Annotated in this window: 24 protein-coding genes; 9 read left to right on the forward strand and 15 right to left on the reverse strand. The window is 41.2% G+C overall.

Annotated elements, in window-relative coordinates; genetic code table 11:
• Positions 1-47 precede the first annotated feature (47 nt).
• The 3 genes from QI031_RS16525 (at position 48) to QI031_RS16535 (ending at position 2,600) form a co-directional block, all read left to right on the forward strand.
• Positions 48-674, forward strand: coding sequence for a precorrin-8X methylmutase (locus QI031_RS16525; protein ID WP_281480757.1), 627 nt, complete (start codon positions 48-50; stop codon positions 672-674).
• Between the two features lie 2 nt (positions 675-676).
• Complete coding sequence (locus QI031_RS16530; protein WP_281480758.1) at positions 677-1,381, forward strand: precorrin-2 C(20)-methyltransferase; 705 nt, start codon at positions 677-679, stop codon at positions 1,379-1,381.
• Between the two features lie 127 nt (positions 1,382-1,508).
• Positions 1,509-2,600, forward strand: a complete 1,092-nt coding sequence (locus QI031_RS16535) for a helix-turn-helix domain-containing protein (protein WP_281480759.1) — start codon at positions 1,509-1,511, stop codon at positions 2,598-2,600.
• A gap of 126 nt (positions 2,601-2,726) precedes the next feature.
• On the opposite strand, the gene QI031_RS16540 is transcribed toward QI031_RS16535, so the two are convergent.
• Positions 2,727-3,407 (reverse strand): HAD family hydrolase, encoded by a 681-nt coding sequence (locus QI031_RS16540; RefSeq protein WP_281480760.1) that lies wholly within the window; start codon positions 3,405-3,407, stop codon positions 2,727-2,729.
• A 218-nt stretch (positions 3,408-3,625) separates the two neighbouring features.
• Between QI031_RS16540 and QI031_RS16545 the strand changes: the two genes are divergently transcribed.
• Positions 3,626-5,044, forward strand: coding sequence for an MFS transporter (locus QI031_RS16545; protein ID WP_281480761.1), 1,419 nt, complete (start codon positions 3,626-3,628; stop codon positions 5,042-5,044).
• A gap of 198 nt (positions 5,045-5,242) precedes the next feature.
• On the opposite strand, the gene QI031_RS16550 is transcribed toward QI031_RS16545, so the two are convergent.
• Complete coding sequence (locus tag QI031_RS16550) at positions 5,243-7,288, reverse strand: glycosyltransferase family 39 protein (RefSeq protein WP_281480762.1); 2,046 nt, start codon at positions 7,286-7,288, stop codon at positions 5,243-5,245.
• A 288-nt stretch (positions 7,289-7,576) separates the two neighbouring features.
• Positions 7,577-8,527, reverse strand: a complete 951-nt coding sequence (accD, locus tag QI031_RS16555) for an acetyl-CoA carboxylase, carboxyltransferase subunit beta (RefSeq protein ID WP_281480763.1) — start codon at positions 8,525-8,527, stop codon at positions 7,577-7,579.
• 1,002 nt (positions 8,528-9,529) lie between these two features.
• On the opposite strand from accD, the gene QI031_RS16560 reads away from it, so the two are divergent.
• Positions 9,530-10,108 carry a PadR family transcriptional regulator gene (locus QI031_RS16560; protein ID WP_281480764.1) on the forward strand — a complete coding sequence of 193 codons (579 nt, stop codon included), beginning with the start codon at positions 9,530-9,532 and terminating at the stop codon, positions 10,106-10,108.
• 113 nt (positions 10,109-10,221) lie between these two features.
• Here QI031_RS16560 and QI031_RS16565 read toward each other — a convergent pair whose 3' ends face one another.
• From QI031_RS16565 to leuB, 3 genes are all read right to left on the reverse strand, one after another.
• Positions 10,222-11,043: a prepilin peptidase gene (locus QI031_RS16565; protein WP_281486051.1), complete on the reverse strand. Its 822-nt coding sequence runs from the start codon at positions 11,041-11,043 to the stop codon at positions 10,222-10,224.
• A 95-nt stretch (positions 11,044-11,138) separates the two neighbouring features.
• Positions 11,139-11,399, reverse strand: a complete 261-nt coding sequence (locus QI031_RS16570) for a hypothetical protein (RefSeq protein WP_281480765.1) — start codon at positions 11,397-11,399, stop codon at positions 11,139-11,141.
• A gap of 90 nt (positions 11,400-11,489) precedes the next feature.
• Positions 11,490-12,578 carry a 3-isopropylmalate dehydrogenase gene (gene leuB / locus QI031_RS16575; protein ID WP_281480766.1) on the reverse strand — a complete coding sequence of 363 codons (1,089 nt, stop codon included), beginning with the start codon at positions 12,576-12,578 and terminating at the stop codon, positions 11,490-11,492.
• Between the two features lie 240 nt (positions 12,579-12,818).
• Between leuB and QI031_RS16580 the strand changes: the two genes are divergently transcribed.
• The 4 genes from QI031_RS16580 (at position 12,819) to QI031_RS16595 (ending at position 16,771) form a co-directional block, all read left to right on the forward strand.
• Positions 12,819-13,070 (forward strand): TIGR02450 family Trp-rich protein, encoded by a 252-nt coding sequence (locus QI031_RS16580; protein WP_281480767.1) that lies wholly within the window; start codon positions 12,819-12,821, stop codon positions 13,068-13,070.
• 563 nt (positions 13,071-13,633) lie between these two features.
• A complete protein-coding gene (bchL, locus tag QI031_RS16585) occupies positions 13,634-14,500 on the forward strand; it encodes a ferredoxin:protochlorophyllide reductase (ATP-dependent) iron-sulfur ATP-binding protein (protein WP_281480768.1) in 867 nt (288 codons plus the stop codon).
• Positions 14,501-14,530: 30 nt separating this feature from the next.
• Positions 14,531-15,268 carry a DUF5331 domain-containing protein gene (locus QI031_RS16590; RefSeq protein ID WP_281480769.1) on the forward strand — a complete coding sequence of 246 codons (738 nt, stop codon included), beginning with the start codon at positions 14,531-14,533 and terminating at the stop codon, positions 15,266-15,268.
• 93 nt (positions 15,269-15,361) lie between these two features.
• Positions 15,362-16,771, forward strand: a complete 1,410-nt coding sequence (locus QI031_RS16595; protein ID WP_281480770.1) for a ferredoxin:protochlorophyllide reductase (ATP-dependent) subunit N — start codon at positions 15,362-15,364, stop codon at positions 16,769-16,771.
• Between the two features lie 90 nt (positions 16,772-16,861).
• On the opposite strand, the gene QI031_RS16600 is transcribed toward QI031_RS16595, so the two are convergent.
• The 9 genes from QI031_RS16600 to QI031_RS16640 form a co-directional block, all read right to left on the reverse strand.
• Entirely contained in the window at positions 16,862-17,773 is a 912-nt protein-coding gene (locus tag QI031_RS16600) for a DUF2382 domain-containing protein (protein WP_281480771.1), read from the reverse strand.
• A gap of 139 nt (positions 17,774-17,912) precedes the next feature.
• On the reverse strand, positions 17,913-18,767 hold the full coding sequence (locus tag QI031_RS16605) for a DUF2382 domain-containing protein (protein WP_281480772.1): 855 nt from the start codon (positions 18,765-18,767) through the stop codon (positions 17,913-17,915).
• A 651-nt stretch (positions 18,768-19,418) separates the two neighbouring features.
• On the reverse strand, positions 19,419-20,261 hold the full coding sequence (locus tag QI031_RS16610) for a DUF2382 domain-containing protein (RefSeq protein WP_281480773.1): 843 nt from the start codon (positions 20,259-20,261) through the stop codon (positions 19,419-19,421).
• Between the two features lie 209 nt (positions 20,262-20,470).
• Positions 20,471-21,166, reverse strand: a complete 696-nt coding sequence (locus QI031_RS16615; protein WP_281480774.1) for a 2,3-bisphosphoglycerate-dependent phosphoglycerate mutase — start codon at positions 21,164-21,166, stop codon at positions 20,471-20,473.
• A 56-nt stretch (positions 21,167-21,222) separates the two neighbouring features.
• Positions 21,223-22,566 (reverse strand): DUF2254 domain-containing protein, encoded by a 1,344-nt coding sequence (locus tag QI031_RS16620; protein ID WP_281480775.1) that lies wholly within the window; start codon positions 22,564-22,566, stop codon positions 21,223-21,225.
• Positions 22,563-23,555: a mechanosensitive ion channel family protein gene (locus QI031_RS16625; protein ID WP_281486052.1), complete on the reverse strand. Its 993-nt coding sequence runs from the start codon at positions 23,553-23,555 to the stop codon at positions 22,563-22,565. Before QI031_RS16625 ends, QI031_RS16620 begins: the two co-directional genes overlap by 4 nt.
• Positions 23,556-23,717: 162 nt before the next feature.
• Positions 23,718-24,335 (reverse strand): glutathione S-transferase family protein, encoded by a 618-nt coding sequence (locus QI031_RS16630; protein WP_281480776.1) that lies wholly within the window; start codon positions 24,333-24,335, stop codon positions 23,718-23,720.
• A 489-nt stretch (positions 24,336-24,824) separates the two neighbouring features.
• Positions 24,825-25,013, reverse strand: coding sequence for a hypothetical protein (locus QI031_RS16635; protein WP_281480777.1), 189 nt, complete (start codon positions 25,011-25,013; stop codon positions 24,825-24,827).
• 19 nt (positions 25,014-25,032) lie between these two features.
• Positions 25,033-26,226 carry an IS110 family transposase gene (locus QI031_RS16640; RefSeq protein WP_281480778.1) on the reverse strand — a complete coding sequence of 398 codons (1,194 nt, stop codon included), beginning with the start codon at positions 26,224-26,226 and terminating at the stop codon, positions 25,033-25,035.
• Positions 26,227-26,390 lie beyond the last annotated feature (164 nt).

Genomic DNA, 26,390 nt, shown 5'->3' on the forward strand with positions numbered 1-26,390 from the left:
CAAAGATTCTAATACACTTTAAATTCTTTCCCCCTGCCCCAATTCCCATGTCCGATTACATCCGAGATGCTAGTGAAATTTATCGCAATTCCTTTGCCATTATCCGGTCGGAAGCTAACTTAGATGTGCTGCCACCAGATGTAGCAAAAGTTGCAGTGCGTCTGATTCATGCCTGTGGAATGACTGATATTGTCACTGATTTGGGATATTCATCAACGGCGGTACAAGCGGGACGAGCTGCCCTAGCGGCAGGAGCAGCAATTTTGTGTGACTGTCGCATGGTTGCGGAAGGCGTTACCAGAAAGCGGTTGTCAGCGAATAATCCAGTAATTTGTACGCTGTATGAGCCAGAAGTCCCAGAAATGGCTAAACGCCTTGGTACTACAAGGTCAGCAGCAGCTTTGGAATTGTGGCACTCTTATCTAGAAGGAGCAGTTGTGGCTATTGGTAATGCACCCACAGCCCTATTCCGCCTGCTGGAAATGCTTGACGAGGGAGCGCCTAAACCAGCGCTGATTTTGGGTTTTCCAGTGGGATTTGTGGGTGCAGCCGAATCAAAGGCAGCATTGGCAGCAGATAGCAGAAATGTCCCTTTTATAACTTTACATGGTCGGCGTGGTGGCAGTGCGATCGCCGCTGCCGCAGTTAATGCCCTAGCAACGGAGGAGGAATGATCATGACAGCTAAAGGTCGTCTCTATGGAATTGGTGTAGGGCCTGGTGATCCAGAACTATTGACCCTCAAAGCGTTGCGGCTATTACGGGCTGCCCCTGTGGTTGCTTATCAATCGGCAACAGACAAAGAAAGTATAGCGCGGGCGATCGCTGCACAGTATCTAACTGGCAATCAAATCGAGGTATCATATCACCTCCCCCGTGCTTTAGAGCCTGAGAAAGCTGAGTCTATTTACGATAAGGAAGTTGAACCAATTGCTCAACATTTAGCTGCTGGGCGAGATGTAGCGGTACTGTGTGAAGGCGACCCGTTTTTCTACGGCTCATTTATGTATGTGTTCACGCGCTTATCTGAGCATTACCAAACAGAAGTCGTCCCTGGAGTTTCTTCACTCATGGCTTGTCCTGTGGCATTGGGTGTACCGTTTACCTATTACAACGATATTTTGACTGTCCTCCCTGCTCCCATGCCAGCAGAACAATTGACTACACAATTGCTGACGACTGATGCAGCGGCCATTATGAAGCTAGGCCGGCATTTTACCAAAGTGCGGGATGTGTTACATCAATTGGGCTTAGCATCACGGGCGCTCTATATTGAACGGGCGACAACGGCACGGCAACGAATTATACCGCTTGATGAAGTTAATCCGGCGGAAGTACCCTATTTTGCAATGATTGTGATCCCAACCAAAAATCGACTGTAATAAATACATTTATCGGGCAAGTGGGCATGGGACAGTGATACAAAAATGTCCTGATACGGCGCTAAAGGTTAGAAGAATTTATACAGACAAATAATTCTTTGTGTAAGTACCAGGAGCTACTGCAATCATGGCTATGACATCCGTTTATGTATTAAAAATTGCTGAAAATCATACTATTGAAATTGCTCAAGATGAATTGCGATCGCTATTAGGTGAAATTGAAGCTGAATTACATCGTAGTCAAGTTTATCGTCGTGCTGTTGCTAGTTTACAAAAATTACTAGGTTCTTCAAACGAACATGCCAAGACTTTATTTAAAGCTGTAGGTAGAGAAGCCATTGGTTTAGCATTTCAGCAGTTTGCCCAAAAACATCCACACGTTACAGATACTGATCCACCTACGGATACTGCTGCCGTTTTATCAAATGTTGAACAAGAAAATGTTACTGACTTATCAGCTTGTATAGCTAATGTTAAATTAAATTCTCAAAATACTAGTACAAATACTAATGAAGAAAATTTAATGTCGGCATCTACAATGGTAGCAAATACAACTATCAATTTTATGAAAAAATCAGAAAGCAACCTTCCAGTAGCAATACTGATGAAGTGGCTAAAACCAAATAAACAACCTTCAAAAACTGAAATAGTCAATCAAGCTGCTGAACAACGCTTGGAACAATTACGTCAAATCGGTCAGCAATTAAAACAAGCTCGTGAAGCTCAAGGTCTTTCTTTAAGACAACTTAATATTTATACTCATATCGCTATCCATCAAATGGAAGCGTTAGAAAATGGCAATTTTGAGTTATTGCCAGAAGATATTTTGGTACGTGGTTTTATTCGCCTAATGGGCAATGCTTTAGGACTAAACGGCACAATTTTAGCTACCTCTTTACCTGCAACTGAGACAGCGAAATCGGTTATACCTTCTTTGTCTGGTTCTAAAAATATGCCTGGAGGATTGGGAATAGCAATCAGCCCCACACATTTATATATAGGTTATACAGCTCTTGTTGCTGGGGCTGTGGGAGGATTATCTTTAATTTCTCAGCAAGTAAATCCTGACAAAGGACTGAATCCAAATATCATCGTTATTCCCCCGTCATCTATTTCTCAATCACCTCAAAATACTGAACCGACTGTTAAACCAGGACTAAAGGCTAATACTACTGGTATCACTGTTGGTTCAGATATTGCTCCACCAGAGGCATTTTAAGGGACTTCCAGCTAAAAAAATATCCCATCACTATTTAGGCAGGGGAGCAGGGAGCAAAGAGAAATATATTATCTGAGTAAATTGGATAATTTATTTTCTGGAAGTCCCTAAAGCAATTTCCTTTTTTTATGAATTGATCGCACTTAAATCGGACTCAATCAATGAGTTCAACAATGTCCACAACTGCAAATCGGTAAAGTCTGGAATTGCCATAAATGCGCCAATTTCTCGCAAAATCTGGGGATCATAAGTAGAGGCAATACCAATAGTACGAATGTTAGCAGCGATCGCAGCCCGAATGCCAGAGGGAGAGTCTTCTAATGCGATCGCTTCTTCTGCTTTGATTTCCAATTTTTCTAAGGCGACTTGATAAGGAGTGGGATCAGGTTTACCTGCTAGACAATCTTCTGCTAAAACAACTGTGTGGAAAGCTGCTTGGATTCCTAGAACCTTTAGCATAAATTCTGCATTTAATCTAGGTGCATTAGTTACTAAAGCGCGTTTGAGTTGATGTGCATCTGTCCAGGCTATTAATTCGGCAAAACCACTTAGTGGTTTCAGTTCCCCAGCCTTATAGCGAAACAGCGCTTCTTTTTCATCTGCAAATCGTTGACCTGCTGCTAGTGATAACTGCGGCAATATATCTTTGACAATTTCTGGGTTTAAGCGACCACTAATCCTAGATTTATAAAATATCTCATCAATTTCGATGTCATAACTCAACAAAGTTTGTTTCCAAGCTTGGTAGTGTATAGGATCAGTGTTAACAATAGTGCCGTCCAAATCAAAGAGAATTGCAGTTAGCATGATTTGTTGGTAAAGTTATGAATAATTATTAAGTTAATTTACACAGTCTACATTGTTTTTTTATCCTTAGTCATTGTTCTTTTGTGAACATGAGATAAAAAACCACACAGCAGAAATCAGCTCAACCCTGAAATCTATTCTGCAACGCCAAACAAAGTTGGGAATTATTATTCGCAACTGAACTTATACTGGAGTGCTTTACCCAACAATACTCAGTCATGAATTCTGTTCCCCTTGAAACAGCTGCATCTCTAACTCTAGAAATTCCCCAGACTGTTACACCACAAATTACACTTCCTCCAATCTCAACACTCAGTCCTCGAATTTCTAAGAATGCTATTCGCACCAGTTTAAAAGCTTCCACTACAGATGCCGTTCTAGCAACGGTTTTTTCTATAACGACTGGCGGAATCCTACTGAGTAATTTTCTAGTGGAATTAGATGCTAGTCCAGTGGTATTTGGGATGCTATCTTCTATCCCCATGCTGGTGAATCTTATTCAACCCTTCGGTGCTTACCTATCAGAACGTACCACCAGTCGCCTGCGGTATTCTCTTTGGATTCATGGAATTTCTCGGCTACTATGGCTAATTTTAGTTGTGGGCATTGCTATCTTCAATTGGGGAGGTTTAAATTCCCACCAGTTAGTAGTATTGACACTTTTGATTGTCTTATTTAGCCATCTTGTGGGAGGACTAGGAAGCGCATCGTGGTTAAGTTGGCTAGCAATGATAGTTCCTCGACGACTACGAGGTAGGTATTTTGGCTTACGCAATAGCGCTGCCAGTATGACTAATTTGCTGTGTGTCCCTTTGGCAGGTCTAACCATATCACATTGGTATGGCGGGAGTTTACAAGGTTATGGGGTGGTACTGCTAGTAGGTACTGTGTTGGGGATAGTGGGCTTGGGATGTCAATGCTTGAAAGCGGATGTGAATCCACAACTACAAAATATCGTTTTCCAGCCTCCTCAAAACTCAACAAGTGCAGCTGATGAAAATGAGCAAATTTGTATACCTAAGATTACTCCACCACAAAATGATTTTGTCAGCAGCATCTGGAAAAACTCTAACTTTTTGATGTTTTTGCTTTATTTCAGTTTTTGGATGCTGGCTATTAATCTCAGCGCTCCTTTTTTTAACTTCTACATGTTAGAAACACTACATTTAGATGTAAGTTTGGTAACAATTTATAGTAGTTTGCAAGCGGGAGCAAATTTGCTCATGCTTGTTTTGTGGGGCAAATTAGCAGATAAAATCGGCAATCGTCTAATTTTAATCTCGGTGGGGATTTTAGTGGCAGTGATACCACTATTTTGGCTAGGAATAAATACTGACAGCTTTGATTTATGGTTATGGTTGCCGCTATTACATATTTTGATTGGAGGGACTGGGGCAGCAGTTGACTTATGTAATAACAATATGCAATTAGATATTACACCAATTAGAAATCAGTCTATTTATTTTGCGATCGCAGCTGCCGTCGCTGGTGTCAGCGGTGCTTTAGGTACAACCATCGGCAGTTTAATTGCCCAATTTACGGGATCTGGAGGATTACTAGGATTGTTTGCTTTATCTAGTCTGTTGCGATTAGTAGCACTCACCCCACTAATGTTTGTAAAAGAACCAGGACGATAAGAAAGCAGAGGAGCAGGGAGAAGAGGACAAGGTGCAGGGGGCAGGGAGCAGGGGAGAAGAGGACAAGGTGCAGGGGGCAGGGAGCAGGGGAGAAGAGGAAAGAGTGTTAAGCACAAGTCAATAAGCGCGAAGTAGTTTCAAACTCCTCCTTGCACCCCGCACCCTGCCCCAATTCTTCTTAATTGCCCAATGCCCAATTCATTTTATAACTGCTTGTCCTAATACTTTTTCTTGGCTAGGGGAAAATAATTTCGCCTTAAGTTGGTAAGAATGTGATGATTGAGTAGGGGAAATTTTCAGCTTGTGGACATCCCGCAATACCGTACCTCTACTTATTTGTTCAGGAGAAACGTATCCGTCTAGCAAAAATGTATGAGAAAACTTAGTTGGATTGTCATTGTCTGCACCCGAAGCATCAGTAAAGCGATCGCGCCAACCAATTTGAAGTAAAACATCTGCTGGTAGTGGTGTGAGAAATTGCCAATAAAATGTGATAATCAAATCTCCATTTGTAGACACTTTTGTTTGATTCAAGTCATAACCTAGTAGCCGTACTTGCTCACCGAAAGACAAAGACAAAGGAAACTGGATATGTTTTATATCTTCAGCTAAAGGTAATGCGCCAGGATAAACCCATACATAGTCAACATCATGCAGCCGTACAGTGTATAGAGGTTGCTGCATAGCAAAATAATTCAATATCTTTGGTTCTGGCAATTGACGCTGCAATTGATTTTTGTAAAATACTACTCGATTCGCCTGTGTCCAAGGTTGGATTCCCGATGAAATACGCTTGTCTATGGGTAAGGTTTCACCGTGGAAATAAGTGGCAAAATATCGACTATACCAACTAGCTACTTTAATTTCTTTGACATTAGGTGACTGATTTAACCATTGTGCAGCTTTTTCTAAACCTTCCCCTTGACCAATCATAAATATATTTTGGGCTACTTTTACACCACCCAGCAAAGGATTATAGTAAGTCAAGTAATAGGGATAGTGGGGTAAAAGGAAGATAAGTTGCAACAGTAATAAAGTTAATGCTGTCAGCAGTCCGCGATCAATAAGGAAGTTAGGGACGCGATCGCCTAGCCAATATTTCATCCCAGAAATTATTTTTAGCCAACCAACCGCCCCTAGCAATCCCAGGACAGGTAAGCAAAGATTAATATAACGGTCTATTTTGTTGTCACTTAGCGATAGTATCAGCAGCACACACAGAGAAATCAGGATGAGTGCTGTCAATTCAGGCACTTTTTGCTGCTGACGGCGCAGTTTTGGTATCAGCAATACTGTACCAGTTGCTAATAACCCTGCTTGCAGCACAGGTGAGAGGCGATATGCTAACACTAACGGATAAAAAAGGATTCCTGGGGAATGAGTGAGTTGTCCTAAGAAAAAAAGAAATCCGCGATCAGACTCTTGCAAAACACCCTTGTATATCTTAGTGAAAACATATCCAGGTGAAACCCACATTGCGGGAAAAATCAGAATAAACACTACAACAATAGTGGTTACCCAAAATGCAAAATCCTGAAATTGCCGCTTCCAACCTCTTTTAGGAAAACTACTTTGCCATACTCCTAACTCAATTAATATTATTAATAAAGCAACAGCAGGTAATAAAAATAACGCAGTTATTTTTGCTGCCGTAGCTAGTCCTAAAAATAATCCCGACAATAAAAGAGATTTGCGTTCCCCATCTTTTCGCAAATATAAAAGAAACAGCAGTATAGCCAAAACAGCAAAATCAGCTTGTAGTGCATCAGTAGTAATAAAGCGTTGATATGCTAAAAAGAATGGCTCTAATAGCAGTAAGCTAACGGTACACAGGGCTACGGCTTTACTAAATAAACGTTTAGCGAGTATATATAAATACACCATACAAGCAGAAGTGATTACTGCTTGCGCTAAGCGGGGAATTATATATAAAGGAATGGGAAACTCTTGAATATTCAAACAAGCCCCCACATTTAAGGGCAAATCTATATCTATCAAGCTGGGAAAAAGCTTGTGTAGCCAGCAATTTAACCACATACTGCTACCACTCAGCCACATGTTGGGAACCCCAGGGTGATGCTTGAGAAAAGTACCGATTAAATCTCCCTCTAACAAGTGTTTAATAAATTGACTGCCACGATATATCCACAACCCCTCATCTGTATTAAGAGAAGCAGTGATTTCTAAGGTTCGTAGCGTTAATGAGATGAGGAAGATGGCAAATAATAACGGGGAACGTTTCATTGAAGCAAAAAATTCGCCTGTAACTTTTCTGGGATAGCTTATCAGACGAAGATATACAGTTTAAGTTTTTGCTTTATTTTCTTGATTATTGGAAAATCATTACTCACGAAAAACTTGAAGTATTTATAGCGGTTTTCTTATGAATGAAATAACCACTCTAGCCCCTAGCCTCTAGTTCCTAGCCTCTTTTTAATAAGACCAAGGGACGATACAAGTCCAATTTAAGGCATTGGCCGATGAAACTGGAAACCCCAAAACGACTGCGAAGCCAAATTGGGGTAGTTCACTTTATTCAGCGGCCGTGGAACTTAAGGTCATTGTCTCCCATAACACCATTGGAGGGGTATTGGGTATGGGTTGGTGCAAGGCGATCAATTGCGCTAAGGTGTTCTTTAACTGGGTACGGGGTACAATATCATCGACAAAACCGTGTTTCAGTAAATCTTCCGCAGTTTGAAAGTCTTCTGGTAGTTTTTCCCGTAGTGTTTGCTCAATCACTCGCCGACCTGCAAAGCCAATAGTTGCTTTTGGTTCTGCCAAAATGATATCTCCTAACATGGCAAAACTAGCAGTAACGCCACCAGTGGTAGGATTTGTCAAAACAGGAATGTACAACAGTTTTGCATTGCGATGGCGTTCTAGGGCTGCGGATATCTTGGCCATCTGCATTAGGGAAAGCATACCCTCTTGCATTCTAGCGCCACCTGATGTACAGACAATAATCACGGGATACCGTCGCTGAGTCGCTTGTTCAATCAAACGAGTGAGTTTTTCTCCTACGACCGAACCCATACTACCGCCCATGAAGCGAAAATCCATCACACCAAGGGCAATGTGTAAGCCATTAATTTGACCTAAACCAGTTTTAACTGCGTCTATTAAGCCAACTTTTTCTTCTGTTTCTCGTAGGCGATCGCTATAAGATTTGCGATCGCGAAATTGCAAGGGATCTGTCGGTCGCAGATTTTCATCTATCGGTCTCCAGGTGTTTGGATCTATCAATTGCCGGATGCGTTCATCACTATCCACCCGATTATGATGACCACACTCAACACAAACCATTTGATTGATTCTCAAGTCTTTTGTATAAGTCAATACACCACATTGAGAACACTTATTCCACAGTCCATCAGCAATTTCACGTTCTTGGCGTTCGGGGCTGGTAGATCCTGATTTACGTCGGTTTGCAAACCAATCAAACAGAGACTTTAAACCGCGTGATTCTTCGTTGTTCGCCATTTTTATCTTAATTTAAGTAGGTATGAGGTCGAAAACAAGTCAAGCCGTTACCGGAAGTTAATAGTCCATAGTCATTAGTATTTGCTATTGACTATAAACTTTTGACTCTTAAACGCCAGTCGCCAAAGTTGGAAAACCCTCAAACAAGCACTGGCTCCTCTTGACTACATTGTCAAATTACGCTTCTAAGCACTTCAGACATTATTTTGCATCTTTGGTTGCCAGCTTAACGAAATTACTGATGCTAACACAAGTACCTTGTCCACCGAATCTTGTAAACGTGTTACCAAAATTAACGATGCAGTCAGCATCTATGAAATTTAGTTATGTTCGGCAAAGGATACTTTTCGTTCAGAGAGTAATACAAGTCACAAGGCTGATATTACCAAAATGCGAAGGGTCGATGAGGTAATGGGGACTACAGTCATGAATAATCAAAATGGAAATGGAGCATAGAGAAAAAGGTTAAGGGGAAAGGGGTAATACCATTTCACAAAATTATTGATACAAATTACTTTTCTTACTCCTCTTGCCTCCGGTCACTGAGCGTAGCCGAAGCGCTGCTTCCCCTGCTCCACGGCAGTTGCTCCTGGGGGGAACCACGCCACTTGCTCCACTTGGTGAGGAAGTTCAAGTCTTGGCGGTTCCCGTCGAGTTGAAACTTCCGAATCCGGAGGGGGAGACCCCAAGACCGCAGTGGCTCCCCAAGACCCACAAGGGGTGCGGCAGTCGCTCCTGGGGGAAACCCCCAAGACCGCGCTGCCTTACCGCACTGCCTCCCCTGCTTGCCCAAATGTATCAACTTTAAAGTGAAACGGTGTAAGGGGGAAAGGGTTTATTTTTTTCTCCAAGTGATTAACCACAAAAATGATGATGCCTACGCTAAAACTCTTGAAAACTCGTACTGGGTTTTCTGATGGTTGACAAATCCGATATATCGCAATATATTTCGTTTATAATAAAGATATATCGTGATACGTCAAAAACACAAGGAGTCATATAATGTTTAGACAACTTCATTCACGTTTTCCTGTACCAGCCCATGCCGGAGAAGGATTTGTCCATCAATTTTCTATGAGTAGGCGACATGGACACAGAGGTTCATCTGGCGGTGGCTGGCAAGAAGAGCCTCGCACCCGTCGCGGTGACATCAAATTTATGCTGCTTGGGCTTTTGTCTGAGCGTTCCCAGCATGGTTATGAACTGATTAAGGAGCTAGAAAACCGTCGCGGAGGCTTTCGCCGCCTAAGTCCAGGTTCAGTCTATCCAACGCTTCAAATGTTGGAAGAAGGCGGTTATTTAACTAGTGAACAAGTCGAAGGTAGGCGTGTCTACACAATTACAGAAAGTGGTAGACAGTTATTGAGCGATCGCAAACAGCATAATGATGCCAGAAACACTCATGGCAGTTTTACAGAAAACAAGTCTTCGGAATTGATTGAGTTGCGGCGGACTTTAACACAATTGAATGATGCAGTCACACAAATTGCGCGCAGTGGCAATTTAGAGCAAGCTTTGCAAGTACGCGATCTATTAGTTCAGGTAAAGCGTGAGATTTACAAGTTTCTGGCCGAGCAGTAAGAAGTAGGTTAATGTCAATTTATCGACCTACTTAACTAAGAGGTGACAATGAATCTCAATTATTGAAAATACTGTTGATGAACTGAAAATCCATTTGCTGCTCCTTGCCTGTCTTAACTTGTAGAAAAAAACAACCGCAGATAAGCAGATAAAATTGTTTGGCCGCCAAACACACTAATCACTGCTCCTAATGCCAAAAAGGGGCCAAAAGGTATCTTTTGTCCCAATTTACGTTGCGATAGAATGATGCCAGTGATACCTACTAATGCCCCTACTGCACAGGCAATAAATCCAGCTAAGAGCAAACATTTCCAGCCTAACCAAGCTCCCATCATGGCTGCTAATTTCGCGTCACCTGCCCCCATTGCAGTTTTACCTAAGGCAACTGAACTAATAAGAGCGATCGCTTCAAATAACCATAACCCTAATACTGCTCCGATGATCGCCATCATTAGGTGATTGATTAATCCTACCCAACTGGCTGCTGATAAAAAACCAACTATCATTTGAAAAACCATCCCCGCGACTAACCCCGACTGAGTCAGGGCGTTGGGTAATGTCATCGTGTCTAAGTCAATTAGCGATAGTGCCAATAACCAACTGCAAAAGACCCAATATCCTAATGTCTCAATTGAGACTTTAAATACTAAAAAAATCAGTAAAAATATGATACCTGTTATTACTTCTACCACAGGATAACGGGCAGAAATCTTGCTTTTACAATATCGGCATCGTCCTTTTAACCATACCCATCCCAGCACAGGGACATTATCGTAAGCTTTTAGCTGGTTTAAACAACGGGGACAGCGGGAAGGCGGCCAAAGAATAGATAACTTAGCTGGTAGGCGATAAACTACAACGTTGATAAAGCTGCCAATAGATGCACCCAAAGTGAAAACAATCACACTTGCAGGTGCGACCATCAAAATGTCCATATAGTCGTGTGTCATTTGTTCTGTGTCATTTGTCGTGCATCTTGAGCCTTTTGTCGAGAGTCATCGACCACTGACAACTGACAACTGACCACTGACTAATACATGTGAGATTCAATTTGATTCAACGGCACAAAACATTCTTGCGGTAATAAGACTGGTTGATTAGTAAAAATCACTTTACCTCTATGAGTAACGCGATTAATGGCTACTCCTGAAGTTTGACCAGCGATTTCAGGATGTACTTCACAGTGGGTGTAGTATATTTGCCCCGCTGCTCTAATTAAGGCAGGATCAACCAAGGGAGGCTGTTTCCTGGGAGTAGTAAAGTTAGTTTGTTCTTGTCGTAATGCGTACACTATCGACTGCTGTATAATTGCTAGATTTGTTTTTAGTTTACCCGATACTTTTAGCGAATATTGCCAAATTGCCTGTTTTGGACTAGAAACTTATTTTTTTTCGATTGTTTTAATTAATGCGTCACCCATAGCACGGCAACCTAGTAAATTCATTCCTTCAGACATGATATCTCCAGTGCGATCGCCTTGTGCTAAAACTTGCAAGACGGCTTTTTCAATAAAGTCTGCGGCTTGGGGCTGGTCTAAACCGTAACGTAACATCATCGCCGTACTTAAAATCTGTGCCAAGGGGTTGGCTTTATCTTGTCCTGCAATATCTGGGGCGGAACCATGAACTGGTTCAAACACACCAGCCTCAGCAGCGCCTAAGCTAGCAGATGGTAACATGCCAATACTACCTGTGAGCATGGCCGCAGCATCAGAAAGAATATCACCAAATAAATTGCCTGTGACAATCGTATCGAACTGCTTAGGAGCGCGTAACAACTGCATGGCAGCATTATCGACATAGAGGTGAGATAGTTCGACATCGGGATATTCGGCGGCAAGTTTGGTGATGCGATCGCGCCATAACTGAGATACTTCTAATACATTGGCTTTATCTACTGAACAAAGTTTGCCTTGGCGTTTCCGTGCCGTTTCAAAAGCCACCCGGCCAATTCGGTCAATTTCTGCTTCGGTGTAAACCATCGTATTTACACCCCGTTTTTCACCTGTCTCAGTGGCAAAAATTCCCTTGGGTTTACCGAAATAAATCCCGCCTGTGAGTTCGCGCACCACCATAATATCTACGCCTTCTACAACTTCGCGCTTCAAAGTCGAAGCGTCAATGAGTTGGGGTAAAATTTGAGCTGGGCGTAAATTGGCAAATAATCCCAATCCTGCACGTAACCCCAACAAACCTGCTTCTGGGCGTAAATGAGATGGTAGAGAATCCCACTTATAACCACCAATAGCGGCAAGTAAGACAGCATCACTATTACGGCAAGTATCTAAAGTAGTAGATGGTAGGGGTTCGCCTATAGCATCAATTGCTGCACCGCCAATTAATGCTTCTTGAAATTCAAACTGAAGATCAAATTGCTTCCCTACAACTTTCAGCACATCTACCGCTACGGCCATAATTTCGGGGCCAATGCCATCGCCGGGAAGTAAGGTAATGCGGTAGTTCTGAGTCATAGCTGGTGTTTACTTGGTAAATGCTTGCAGATTAAATATCATACCGAGCAATTGCACCCCTAGAGTTTTTAATTTATTTGCGCTACGTGGGTCAGTTATCAGTAAGTTTTAGATTGGTTAAATGCTCAAGTGCCTAAAACACTTTGTTTGAACTCATTCACCGGATGGCAATAATAAATGAGCAAGATCGTCAGTTCTACCACCATAAACTTAAGTTAAGCAATGATTTAGAATTGACTAATGACCAAAAAACAGAAATTTCCTTACCTAGTTGGCTCTAAGTGGACAACGCAGCAAAAAATAGATGGTTGGAGACACTTTCAAGTTGTCAACCGCAAAAATCAGGGGAAGTGGGTGTATGCCGAAATGGTCGCCGCTTGTGACCCTAAAGTCCGCTTTTGGGTCAACGCTAAATTATTACAAGATAACTCCCAGTGGCAACCAGGCTGGCAATCATTGCAAGAAATTGAACAATCTAACTTGATTCCCTAATGTTTTGCAATCAAAGCTTGGAACTTTATTGAGCTAATATTTCAAAATTAATAATTTTTTACACCATCACCCCAGATATCTCAAAAGCATCAATCATATCTTCTTGGTAATTCAATAAAATCTGCTTGGAAAACCTTTCTGTATAAAGGTGCAGTGGTATTGGCAGTATAGGTTTGCAAAGATTTCATATCACTTTGAGATCCTGCCTATCTTCCTGGCTTTTTATTTGTCTAACTATAAGCATCCATCTATGAAAACCATATATTACAGGCAATTTAAGCTTATTGTTTTTTGTAACTATTTTTATATAAAAAATAATATAAAAATTTTTATAACTGTTTTTTTATGTAAATTATCGGTTTTTAGGAAAAAATAACCATAATATATCTGTATTAATATTTAATAAGCCTAATAAAACCATTTTAGAGATTACAGCCACCTTTCTTTTCCCTGTGATTTCGACAATAATGACACTTACGTACCTCATACCGACATCTGAGGCTAGGTGAAGGCAAATGCTTGAGCCACGAGTTTGACAAAAAACTATAAAGAGGCAAACAACAGTGAAACTAGCAGTTTACGGAAAAGGTGGGATTGGCAAATCCACAACTAGCTGTAATATCTCAGTCGCCCTAGCCAAACGCGGCAAGAAAGTTCTGCAAATTGGTTGCGACCCAAAACACGACAGCACTTTTACCCTCACAGGGTTTTTGATTCCAACAATTATTGATACCCTTCAAGAGAAAGACTATCACTACGAAGATGTCTGGCCTGAAGACGTAATTTATAAGGGTTATGGCGGTGTAGATTGCGTAGAAGCAGGTGGGCCACCAGCAGGCGCTGGATGTGGCGGCTACGTAGTTGGCGAAACCGTGAAATTACTTAAAGAACTTAACGCCTTTGATGAATACGATGTCATTTTATTTGATGTATTGGGTGACGTTGTGTGTGGTGGTTTTGCAGCGCCACTTAACTATGCTGATTACTGCTTGATTGTTACGGATAATGGTTTTGATGCTTTGTTTGCTGCCAATCGAATTGCAGCTTCAGTCCGGGAGAAAGCACGGACTCATCCATTGCGTTTAGCTGGTTTAATCGGCAACCGTACATCCAAGCGTGACTTGATTGAGAAATACGTAGAAGCTGTACCCATGCCAGTTTTGGAAGTCTTGCCTTTAATTGAAGACATCCGGGTTTCTCGTGTTAAGGGTAAAACTTTGTTTGAAATGGCAGAGCATGACCCATCTTTGAGCTATGTTTGCGATTATTATCTCAACATCGCTGACCAGATTTTGGCGCGTCCAGAAGGAGTTGTACCGAATGACTCCCCAGACCGTGAATTGTTCTCTTTGTTATCTGATTTTTATCTAAATCCGAGTAAACCCCAGGTTCCTAATTCAGAAGAGGAACTAGACTTGATGATTGTATAACATCATCAAGTTCTCAGGATGAGGAACAATATGGCTTTCTTCAATAGCTTTACAGATTCAATAAGACAAAAGTGGTTGCAATTCTTTCAGGTAAACCATGATTGGATTACTCTGCACATGAAAGCAGAATCAGTATACACTCCTGATGGCGGGAAGCGACCACCTTCTTACCTCATCCTGGGCGTTGTTAACGCGCTGGAACCAAAGTTAGCGCAGTTAATGTTGCCCTTTTCCAAGCTGAATCCTGACGCTGATACGCTAATTGAGGTGCTGGATTTGCATTTTGACCCAGACATTGCTTTAGGGAACCGTTTTATGCCCCCAATCGAACCGGAGGCAGAACAATACGAGCCAACAATCATCGGCCATGAAAACCCCGAAGATGAAACTTTGGCAATTTCTCATACAAATGGTTTTGCCAGAGAAGCAATGGCTCAAGAGTTTGCCATCCAAGAAAGCCACAATGAGTTGGGGGATATTTCCTTAAACTCTAGTGATCAGTCTTATCAAACATCTAGTATGCAAGCAGATGATTTTAGCGAGATTTCCTTTGATACAACAACTGCAAGTAAAGGAAAGCTAGATGAGCAAATTCTTGATGAACTGAATACACAAGAAGAAAATGCGTTTAGTGACGTGTTATCAGATGTCTGGGGCGATCAAACAGCTTTGCAAAAGGGTGAAGATAATAATGATTTTTTAGGGGAAGAACTACCAGCTGGCGTTTTTGATGAATCGGAGATTGCCCGTCTCTTCCCCAATGCTTAATTACTAAAGTTAGGAGTTAAGAGTTAGGAGTTCGTAAAATCACAACTCATAACTCATCCTCCTAACTGGAAAAATCAAGGGGAGAAAACCGAAATGACTGTTGCTCAACAACCAGAAGCTTTAAGCTTTGAGTGTGAAACTGGAAATTACCATACTTTTTGCCCAATTAGCTGCGTAGCGTGGTTATACCAAAAAATTGAAGATAGCTTCTTTTTGGTGGTTGGAACCAAGACTTGTGGGTACTTTCTGCAAAATGCAATGGGGGTAATGATTTTTGCTGAACCCCGCTATGCAATGGCAGAATTGGAAGAAGGTGATATTTCCGCCCAACTGAATGATTATGAAGAACTAAAGCGGTTATGCTTACAAATTAAGCGCGATCGCAACCCCAGTGTAATCGTATGGATAGGCACTTGCACTACTGAAATTATTAAAACGGATTTAGAAGGCTTAGCACCGAAACTGGAATCCGAAATTGGTATTCCCATTGTCGTAGCGCGTGCTAATGGTCTAGATTACGCCTTCACCCAAGGAGAAGACACAGTATTAGCAGCAATGGCTAATCGTTGCCCTGATAAGGCTCCCGTAGCAGAGACGGAAACAGACAAGAACGAACGTAACGCCATTCAAAAGCTGCTTAACTTCGGTAAGAAGAAAGAAGATGTTGCCCAAGAAGAATCTGAGTATGTGGATCATCCACCTTTAGTTCTGTTTGGTTCTCTTCCTGATCCTGTTGTGACTCAGTTAACTTTAGAACTGAAGAAACATGGTGTCAAAGTTTCCGGTTGGCTACCTGCAAAGCGCTTTACCGAACTGCCAGTAATCGAAGAAGGATATTATGTTGCTGGTGTCAATCCATTCCTGAGTCGCACTGCTACTACTTTAATGCGTCGCCGTAAATGTAAACTTATCGGCGCACCGTTCCCCATTGGCCCTGATGGTACACGCGCTTGGATTGAGAAAATCTGTTCGGTGTTTGGTATTACTCCCCAAGGTTTAGACGAGCGCGAAGCGCAAATTTGGGAAAGCTTAGAAGATTACGTGAAACTAATTCGCGGTAAATCTGTATTTTTCATGGGTGACAACTTGCTGGAAATCTCCCAAGCTCGGTTTTTGGTGCGTTGTGGAATGACAGTTCATGAAATCGGCATCCCCTACATGGATAAGCGCTATCAAGCTGCTGAGCTGGCCTTATTAGAGAAGACTTGCCAAGAAATGGGTACACCTATCCCTAAAATTGTTGAGAAGCCGGATAACTATAACCAACTTCAGCGGATTTATGAACTAAAACCAGACTTGGTAATTACTGGTATGGCTCACGCTAACCCATTAGAAGCACGCGGTATCAATACTAAGTGGTCTGTAGAGTTCACTTTTGCTCAAATTCACGGTTTTACCAATGCGCGTGACATTTTAGAGTTAGTAACTCGTCCTCTACGTCGGAATAATAATTTGAAAGACTTAGGCTGGGATAAGCTAGTCAAGGAAGAAGCGAAAATTTAGAGTTTGGGTTTTAATTGGGCAACACCATAAGATCATAAATTAAAGGCGAACCGAGAGTTCGCCTTTTTTTGATCCCGCAAATATCCAACGCTATAATTTACTGTTCCCTGTTTCCTGTTCCCTATTCAGTGCTATACCTTGAGAACAACGGTCAAACCACTCTTGGTATTTTTTCTGGAGTGATTCATTTTCAACAAGAACTGCTACTTTAACTTGCTGAGAACCGTGATTTTTCTCTAGGGCGATCGCATTTAAAAGCAAACTAGCAGTTTTAACTGAGCTAAATTCACCACTCACTGTTAAACTACTATCAAAATTGGTAATTTCTCGATCTTCAGTTTCAGTTAATTCAGTACCAGAAATTTCTCCTTGTTCTAAATCAATTTCTGCAAGTTGTTTATATTCTGGAGTAACTTGTTCGACTATTAACTTTTCACGTTGAACAGGAACTTGGATCATCCGAGTTTCGATTATTTTGCGAACAATAACTTCGCCAACTTTATGTTTTTTACTATCAATTATTAACCGTTCTTCTAGCAAACGAATAATCTCTTCTTCGGCTATTTCCTCTGAGTTTTCTAGTTCAGTCTGGTTACTTATAATCTCATGATCAGTTGGTTTTTCTGTAAGGTTCTCTGATGAAAATTGTTCATCGCCTGGGCTTTCTGTTCCTAAATATTCAGGCATATATTTTATTTCTGATTGTTCTAAATCTATGAAAACAGATTTATTAAGATTGTCAATCCTAATAATTTTTTGGCTTTTTAAGAAAGCTAATCTATAATTATTTGCTGCTTTTTGGGCTTGTTCTTTAATTTGTTGATTTATTTCTTGAGATATGACTAAATTTAGCCGATAATTAGCATCTAAAACTAAATCCTTAACCTTACCTACTAACTGATCTTGTTTATCAATTACAGCAAAACCTGTTACCTTTTTTTTCAATGTTTTTAGCAAAGTATGAATACTATTTGTTTGATTTACTTGTCTAAAATTATTCATAATTGATGCAATGGCTTTAGCAAGTTAGGTATATGATCTTATTTCATTTAGTTGACACAAGTACAGGTAAAGCTGCTTAAGTAGCTCTACCTGCACTGTATTTAGTCAGTAATTAGTTATGAACTAATTACTGAATTGATTAGCGTTCTTCAATGGGAAGATTAGGAGAGCTGACATCTAACTCTTCGCGACGCACGGTGTCTTGAGCTTCAACTGTTTCTTGCTCAACAACTTTTTTAACTCGAACTTCTTCACGCAAAACTGCTTCTTTGCGAACGTCAGCAGTTTCTTCATAAATTTCAACACGAGCAACTTCGCCTTCACGGAAGTTAGCTTCACCAGGAGAAACAGCCCTACCAGCACCTTCGGGAGTTACGCGTTCAATAACCACATGTTCTCTTTCTACAGGTACTGCAACTCTTGCAGTTTCTGTTTCAATGTGTTTACCAACTGTGACTTCTCCAGTTTTTCGGCGTTGTTTGTTGGCAATTAGACGTTCTTCATACAACCTCAGGGTTTGATGATCTTGATCATTTAGCCCGTATAAAGAAGGCTCATGTTGATAATTGTAGGTGTCACGATTATATGTTGGCGTAGGTGTGGGTGTTGCGGTTCCGACAGCGCCAGTTTGGTATTTAGGGTTACGATATACTCCCCGAACTTGTTCTTCGTAGTCGTAATCTAGTGTCCGACGTTCATCAAATTCAGGTAGATTTTCTGCTTGCTCTCTTGTCATACCAATAGCGTAGATGCGATCGCTACTGTAATCAATGCGAGAACGACCAACAGGTAATAGTACTTTTTTACCAAAAATCCAGAAGCCTAAGTCAACGACTAGATAGCGGAAATGACCTTCTTCATCGACTAAAGCATCATTTACAGTGCCAATTTTTTCATCGTTTCCTTCAGCGTAGACTCCAAATCCCTTAATATCGTTGCCTTGAAAACTGTCCCGGTAATCTGGATCAAAATCTTCTAATCTGTGAAGTGCCATTATTTTTTTCCTCTTAAAGATTTAATAACATCTCTGTGAGAATTATTCTAAAAATTTATTCTTTGCTTTTCATCTTTCTCTCGACTTAAGCATGTATCATCAAAAGTAAGAGATATTTGATCTAGTTATTTCCAGTAACTAAAATTAGGACTTATACCAATTCTTCATGAAGATGCACTAAATTTTTTCATTACGATTTGCTAAGAGCGCCAAGGAAGAAAAGGATAATCATTAAAATGCAAATTTATAAAAAATTGGTATTACGTATTAGTAATGAAAAGTAAGCCTTTGCAATTACTACCCTGCGGGAACACTTCGTGTTAAGCGTAGCGTCTTTGACAAGAGAAGGAACGCAGGGCGCAGGGGAAGAAAGAAAAATATTATCTGAAAAAATCGGATAATTTATTTTTTGGAAGTCCTTATACCGTTTTACTTTAAAGTTTATACATTTGGGCAAGCAGGGGAAGCAGCACTTCGGCTTACTTCGGCTTCGCTCAGTACAAGACGCTCAGTGACCGGAGGCAGGGGAAGCAGGGGAGTAAGAAAAGTAATTTGTATCAATAATTTCGTGAAATGGTATTAACTCAAAATTACAGGCAAAAGTAGATATCTCCCTTGCCTGCAAAGCCAACAATTTATTTCGACTAGATACTAAACAGAATCTTTTCTATTTGTACCAGTTTCATTCACATGTAACTCGCCGTTAGTATTAATATCTAATTCTTCTCGACGAATCGTTTCTTGTGCTTCTACTGTATCTCTATCTATTACTTTTTTGACTCTCACTTCTTCTCGCACAAACGCTTCCTTACGAATCTCAGGAGTTTCTTCGTATACTTCTATGCGTGCTACTTCACCCTCTTGAAATTGAAGATTACTTGGATCTACTACTGTTGTAGCTGCTGTTGATGAAACTCGCTCAATTACTACTCTTTCTTTTTGAATAGGAACTGTAACGTGTGCAGTTTCCGTTTCAATATGCTTACCAACTGCTACTTCACCTCTTTTTATGCGTTGCTTATTAGCAATTAATCGTTCTTCATACAGTCTAAAAGTTTGATGGTATTGGTCATTTAAATTATATAAATTTGGTTCTTTTTGGTAATTGTATGTATTGCGATCATAAATTAAATCACTGGTTGGAGAACGAAATACTCTGCGTACTTGTTCTTCGTAGTCATCTACAACTACCATGCTTTCTTGATACTCTGGTAACATTTCTACTTGCTGTTTACTTAGTCCATCAACATAGACACGCTTTGATGCATAATTTATCCGAGAAAGACCAATTGGTAGCAATATTTTTTTACCCAGAGAATCCCAGCTTGTATCGATAACTAGATATCGAAAGCGACCGTCGTGATCCACCAAAGCATCAGTAACAGAACCAACTTTGACTTCACCTTCCGTATAGAGATCTAAAGCCTTAATATCTTCACCGCCAAAGGTTTCTCGGTAGTTAGGATCAAAATCTTCCAATTTATGAAGAGGCATAAGCTGTTACCAAGTTATTTAAAATATCTGATTACTATTAGCATATATAGAATAATGTCAGTTTTCCTCCTGCTGACGACTGAAGCCAAATGAGAGATTTCATCGCTTCAGGTTCAACTTTATTTCTTTTGGTTACAGTTGAGTAATCAATCAAGCAAAACTAACTTATAATTTCAACCAAAAGATATTTCTTGAGGTAGTTGTAACAGTCAATTTAAAATAATCTTACTCGTGACTTTTTCTTCAGCGTTAATATCGTAAACAATGGGGATACCAGTCACAAGTTCTAAATTGGCAACCTCTTGTTCATCGAGGTGATCGAGATACATGATAATTGATCGCAGTGAATTACCATGAGCCGAAACTAAGACATTATCTCCGTCTCGTAGGTGTTTCATAATGCGATCGCCAAAAAAGGGAATTGTCCTAGCGGCTGTGTCAGCAAGACTTTCACCCCCTGGCGGTCTAGTGACAAACGATCGCCGCCATTGATGTACTATATCTTTGCCGAATTTCTGTACAGTCTCGGTTTTATTTAAACCCTGTAAATTACCGTAATAGCGCTCATCTAGGTCACGGCTAGTAAAAATGGGGATTTCTTGACTATGGTCGCCTTCATAATTATCCCAGCCTTTCCAATTAGGGTCATCAGCATCGTGTTTAAAAACCGGACTTCTACCACCACAGACTTGTTCACACTCAGTCAAGCAAATTGCGATCGTTTCTATTGCTCGTACCAGTAAGCTGGTAAAACCTACGTCAATTTGATAAGAACTCAGTTTATGAGCAGCTTGAAATGCTTCTTGGCGACCTTTTTTGTTGAGTGGGACATCGACCCAACCGCTAAATCGATTAGCTGCATTCCAGGTACTTTGACCGTGACGGACTAAGAAGAGTTTTGTCATGGTTTTAAGCGGTATCCTCGCCAGTTTGCACTAATCATGGTTACTTGCTCCTGAATTTATTTGCTTAAACTATCTGTTTCGTGGTCTTGCTCCAAAGCTTGCAGCGCTTTATGATACTGCTCTTGGACATCTTGGCGGTCTTGCTCCTCTGGCAATCCCTCGTGACTACCTCGTTTAATCATGTCTGCATGACGGCGCAAATTTTCTCTATCTTGGGGATTGTGGGTGTAATTAGCAATAATAGTTATGGCTTCAAGTAGACGAATGGTAACTGCGGCATCAGAACGACCATACTGCCGAATTTGATTAAAGGCATCATTAACCATTCCTGCAAAAGTTACAGGTTCGGCAATTATTCGTAGTTTGTTGTCGTCATCATAGCGGTGGGGTGAAGGAAATTCCCGTTGTACTAAATGGCATAATCCAGCGCACAGTCGATCAACACAACGGATCGCAGTAAATGGATCGTTAATTCCAGGGGAAAGAGCGCGTAGAGCAATTTCTACTAATTGATTAATAGGAAATGCTACATCTTGTTGATCAGTACGTTCTTTACCTAGAATAAATACCTGTTCAATTTGCTGGGTAAGTTTTCGATTGACTCGTTCACTAGGCCAAGCCATAGCTAACTCGTTACCTTGGAATACAAACTTGCCGGGTCGAGACTTGATGTGAATTAAAAGATTATGCTGAGTGGCAATCTCCATTAATTTTTGATTATCAATTGCTTGGAGATAACCATTACCATTAGCTCTAATTAAGTAAGCCTGTAACTCAAAAGCAGGTGGGATTTCTCCTAGATGTAGTTTGTGTTCTGGGGGATTAAGACCAATTCTGTCTGGAAACAGCCGAGCAATTGCTTGATCTAAATCTTGACTGACACCTTCAATAACATGGGATGCCTGAATGATCGTTGATGCGTGATGAATAAAGTAAATTAGCACACCGATACTAGCGATCGCTAGTATTAGACCAATTGTCACCGATAGATGGGGAACAAACAGATTGTAGTTTTCCCCATAGATAGTCCTTAATACAATCAAGGAGTAAATGAAAGTACCAATGAAAGTGCCTAAGACTATTTGATTGCCTGTATCCCGCATGAAATTACGCAAGATTCGTGGTCCAAAACTGGACGAAGCTAGTTGCAGAGCCACAATTGTAATCGAAAAGGCTGTAGCAGCAACACTCACCATTGAACCAGCGATCGCAGAAAGCACTGCTCGCGCCCCATCGGGGCCACCAGTGTAAATCCAACTTAAGCCGTCAAAGCCGATTGTGCGGTCAAGGGTGATCATGACAAACGCCAGAATGACTGCCCCTAGTGCGATGATTCCTGGCAAAAACCAGTAACTAGAGTGGAGTGCATCCCAAAGTTTTGCCAACTGCACGTTCTTCATGATTCGTTGTCATGTACTCTGTTATTGCCATTTTGCATTTGCACCAGCTGCTTGAGTGAACCACTGATGCTGCGTGGTTGAGGAACTTCGTTTTTTCCAGCAGGCCAGCCTTCGCGTTGACGAGAGCGATCGCCATCTGTCTCTTCGGTTTGATCGTGGAATAAAACTTGTGTGGTAGGAAAGGGTAAATCGATACCGTTTTCTACCAGCTTGCGTTTGATTGCAGAGATCACCTGATCTCTTGAATCTAAAGAATCTGCCCGGCGTGGCGGACTAATCCACCATCGAGCGCGGATATTAACAGTGCTTTCGGCAAGTTCCATCACCAATGCATCAGGGGCTGGGTCTTTGAGTACAATGTCTACACTGTGCATGGCTTCAAGCATCAACTGCTTTGTCTGATCCAAGTCATCGGCATAACCAACGCCGATATCATATTCTAAGCGGCGGTTCTCAAAAGCAGTATTTACTGTTACTGAATTGGTAAATAGTTCAGAATTAGGAATGACAATCCGGCGACCATCGTAAGTTCTAATGGTTGTAGCTCGTGTTTGAATATTTTCTACCGTACCTTCAAAATCTTTAAAAACAATTTGGTCATCAATTTGAAATGGCTCAGTCAACAAGATTAAAATGCCAGCCAAGAAATTTTGTAAAATATCACGAAAAGCAAAACCAATTGCTACCCCACTGATCCCCAACAGCTGCACCAAATCGGAGGCTTTTAGTGAAGGAATAACAATAGACAAAGCAATAAACAGACCAACTAGAATTGTAGTCCCCTGTGCTAATCGACCTAACACCATCCCCAAACTGCGAGCTTCGCGACGATGGCGGGTCAAACGCTTAACTAGTCGCTTAATTGCCCTACCAACAAAGAAAAATAATGTAAATACAACCAATCCCAACAAAATATTAGGCACTAGAGCAATAAAGCCGTTGACCATTTTCTGCATTTTGTCGAAAAGTGCCGATATATCTGCATTCATCCAGCTTTCCTCGCTCATCAGTCGTTGCTAATTTTACTCAAAGACGATGAATTTAAATTCCTCCTGGAGTCTGTATATTACTGTTCTATAAGATAGATTTTGAGAACTTCATCTGGGTTTTCGAGATTTTAAAGAATTGATATGATGCGATCGCCTAGTTGTCTATTCGTGATTATTGACTTTGTTTTCTTGGTTGAGCTTCCGTCTATGTAGCATTCTCAAAACACGCTTGAATTTTTCAAAGTCTTCTTGACTCAACTCAGTTCTTTGCCAAACTTCTCGTTGCATCAAACGCTCAAACCAATCTTTGAGTTTGGGGTAATTATTGAAACTAAAACCCAATTTTGATAATAAAGACATATCTGTTCCGGCAACAATATCTGCTAGAGTCAACTGTTTGCTAGCAAAATAAGGACTATTTCCTAAACATTCCGTTAAAAAGACTAAGACTTGATTGATATGTTCCTTTGCTTGTAACAATTTTGGCGAATCTTCAGTTTCAAACATTAAAGAAATTGCTTTGGGAAAGAGTTCATTTGTAACCGTCATTTGCACCATTCTGACTACGGCTAAAGCCTCAGCTTCTGTTGGTAGTAAAGCAGGTGCGGGATATTTAGTCTCTAAATAGTCCAAAATAGCCAGAGATTCTATTACTCGAAAACCTTGATCGACGATCGCTGGAACATGATGAAATGGATTAATTGCCAAAAACTCCGATTGTAGTTGATCACCATTCAAGCTTAGTAAAACTGGCTCGAATGAAATTTCCTTTTCTAGCAAGGTTCACTCTAGTAACTTGTGGGGAATGGTTAGTACCAGGTACAAGCAAGGGCTAATACTTTAGCCCTTGTAGATTAAGGGTCTCAGGTTTCTTTTGCTAATGCCTGTATACTTTCACGCTAAACTGTAGCCATTCTTTACAGGCGCAACACGCACCACTACAAGACTATTATTTCCGTATTCAGTGTAAAAAGTTACCTCCCACACATCTGTTTCGTCATCCCATTCCATACCGATAAAGTCATAATCTCTGTATCCTTTCTTGACCTTGGTTTCTGTTAAGCATTAGTTGTTATTTTCCTTTTTGGCCAACACCTATTACAATTGCGACCATCGCCATCGCAGCACGGGCAATCTATCCATTTAGAGGATTCGTAATGTCCCGTATCATCATTGACATAATTGGCAATGCGCTGTCCGCCTTCCCCGAAGCAAACCATACAGGTTCCTGGACGCAATTTAATGTCTTTCGTCATTAGTCGTTATTCCCTAAACATCAACAGAACCACTACCATTGCAACGAGGGCAACAGAGCAAGTCACCTTCAACTTGAATTAATCCACCTCCATTACACTTGCTACATAGAGAGTCATCGTAGTATTTGTAGTATTCTGGATCTAAATCTTTCTTAGCTTGTTTCCTTTCAGTGTTTTTTTTAATCCAATTAAAGTTAGGCATAATTCCCTTTTCGTCACATTTACTTCTCAGCCAACACCTTCACCAGTTCACGGAACAGTAACCGCGTTCCGATCGCAGCAACTTTCATTCTCACCAATTTGACCGGGCGGCCTGCTGCTTTCTCGGTATCCAGTTTCTCACCTAAAGTTTTGCCAATATCATTTTTTAACCGCGATCGCTTGGGTTCAATCCTGGTAAAAACCCACTGCCACAAAGCAAGCCGGCATAAGTCAGAACCTCCAACCACTTTAACTTTACGGCTATCCCCGGATGCCTCCAAGCTAGGAGCAACCCCCAAAGCCTTCTGAAATCTTCTTAAAGATAAGTGCCGCTTGGTAGACTTTTTGGAGTTTCGACCCTGGCGTATTTTCACTTCTGGCTTGCCATCTTCACCCAGGAAACCTGCCAGCGGGTAAATTTGGGAGAGAACGATCGCGCCGAGACGATCACCAAAGCCAAACCTGTGGAAAACTTCAAGGTAAGGCTGAAATCTAGCGTCAGACAGCAATTGCTGTAACTCTGTTTCAATTGCTAATTCTTCAAGTTGCAGATTGCATAATCGTTCGGCGTGATAACGCACAGTATCGCTAATTCCTAGTCCTGCGGTTGTTTTGTAAAGGTTGTCATAACGTTTACTGGTGCGTCTTTGGGCTAACCATCCCCAAAGCAAAGGTACTAGACCAGCTTCACCGCGACGCGATTGCACTTGTGCAACTTCGGGGAACTGCCAAGCCAAATCCTGACGCAAACGGTTGATTATGGGGTTTTGGACGCGGTTTAAATGTGCGAGTCTCAGCACTAGTTCCCTAATTCTGACAATAGTTTGATCACGAATTTGGAGAAACCGACGCTGATCAGCATGGTAGTCAAAGTAGTAACAAGCGAGTGCTAGGGAATCCGCATCATCATCTTTATCAGGTAATGCTAGGTGATTGGCTCGATAATTTCTTAACTCTCTGTGACCTACTAAGCAAACCTCGACACCTGCGCGGGCCAAGTGAGTGCCCCAAAGCTTGCTGTAATTGTTGCCTGTTGGCTCCATCAATGCAATATCCGGCTTGAGTGCCAAAAGCTCTTTAATCCCGGCGCTGTTGGCACTTAAGCGATAGAACGGACATTCATAATAAAATTGTCGTGGCACATCTGGCTTATCTAAAAGCAGACACGCAACAACTGAGGACTTGCTCACATCAAGTCCTAAAATTCTGGTCATTCAATTTACCTCTTGGTGGTTTTATGTCCCTGATGCCGTGCCTGCGAATCACCCGTAAGCCAGTAGCTTTTTTCACTCTCAAGGCAATGCCGCAGCGGTCAACTGCGGCGACATGGGATAAAGACAGAACACAGACCAGTAACCGAGCTTACGAACCTTGGAAA

Source organism: Halotia branconii CENA392 (assembly GCF_029953635.1).
GTDB classification, from domain to species: Bacteria; Cyanobacteriota; Cyanobacteriia; order Cyanobacteriales; family Nostocaceae; genus Halotia; species Halotia branconii.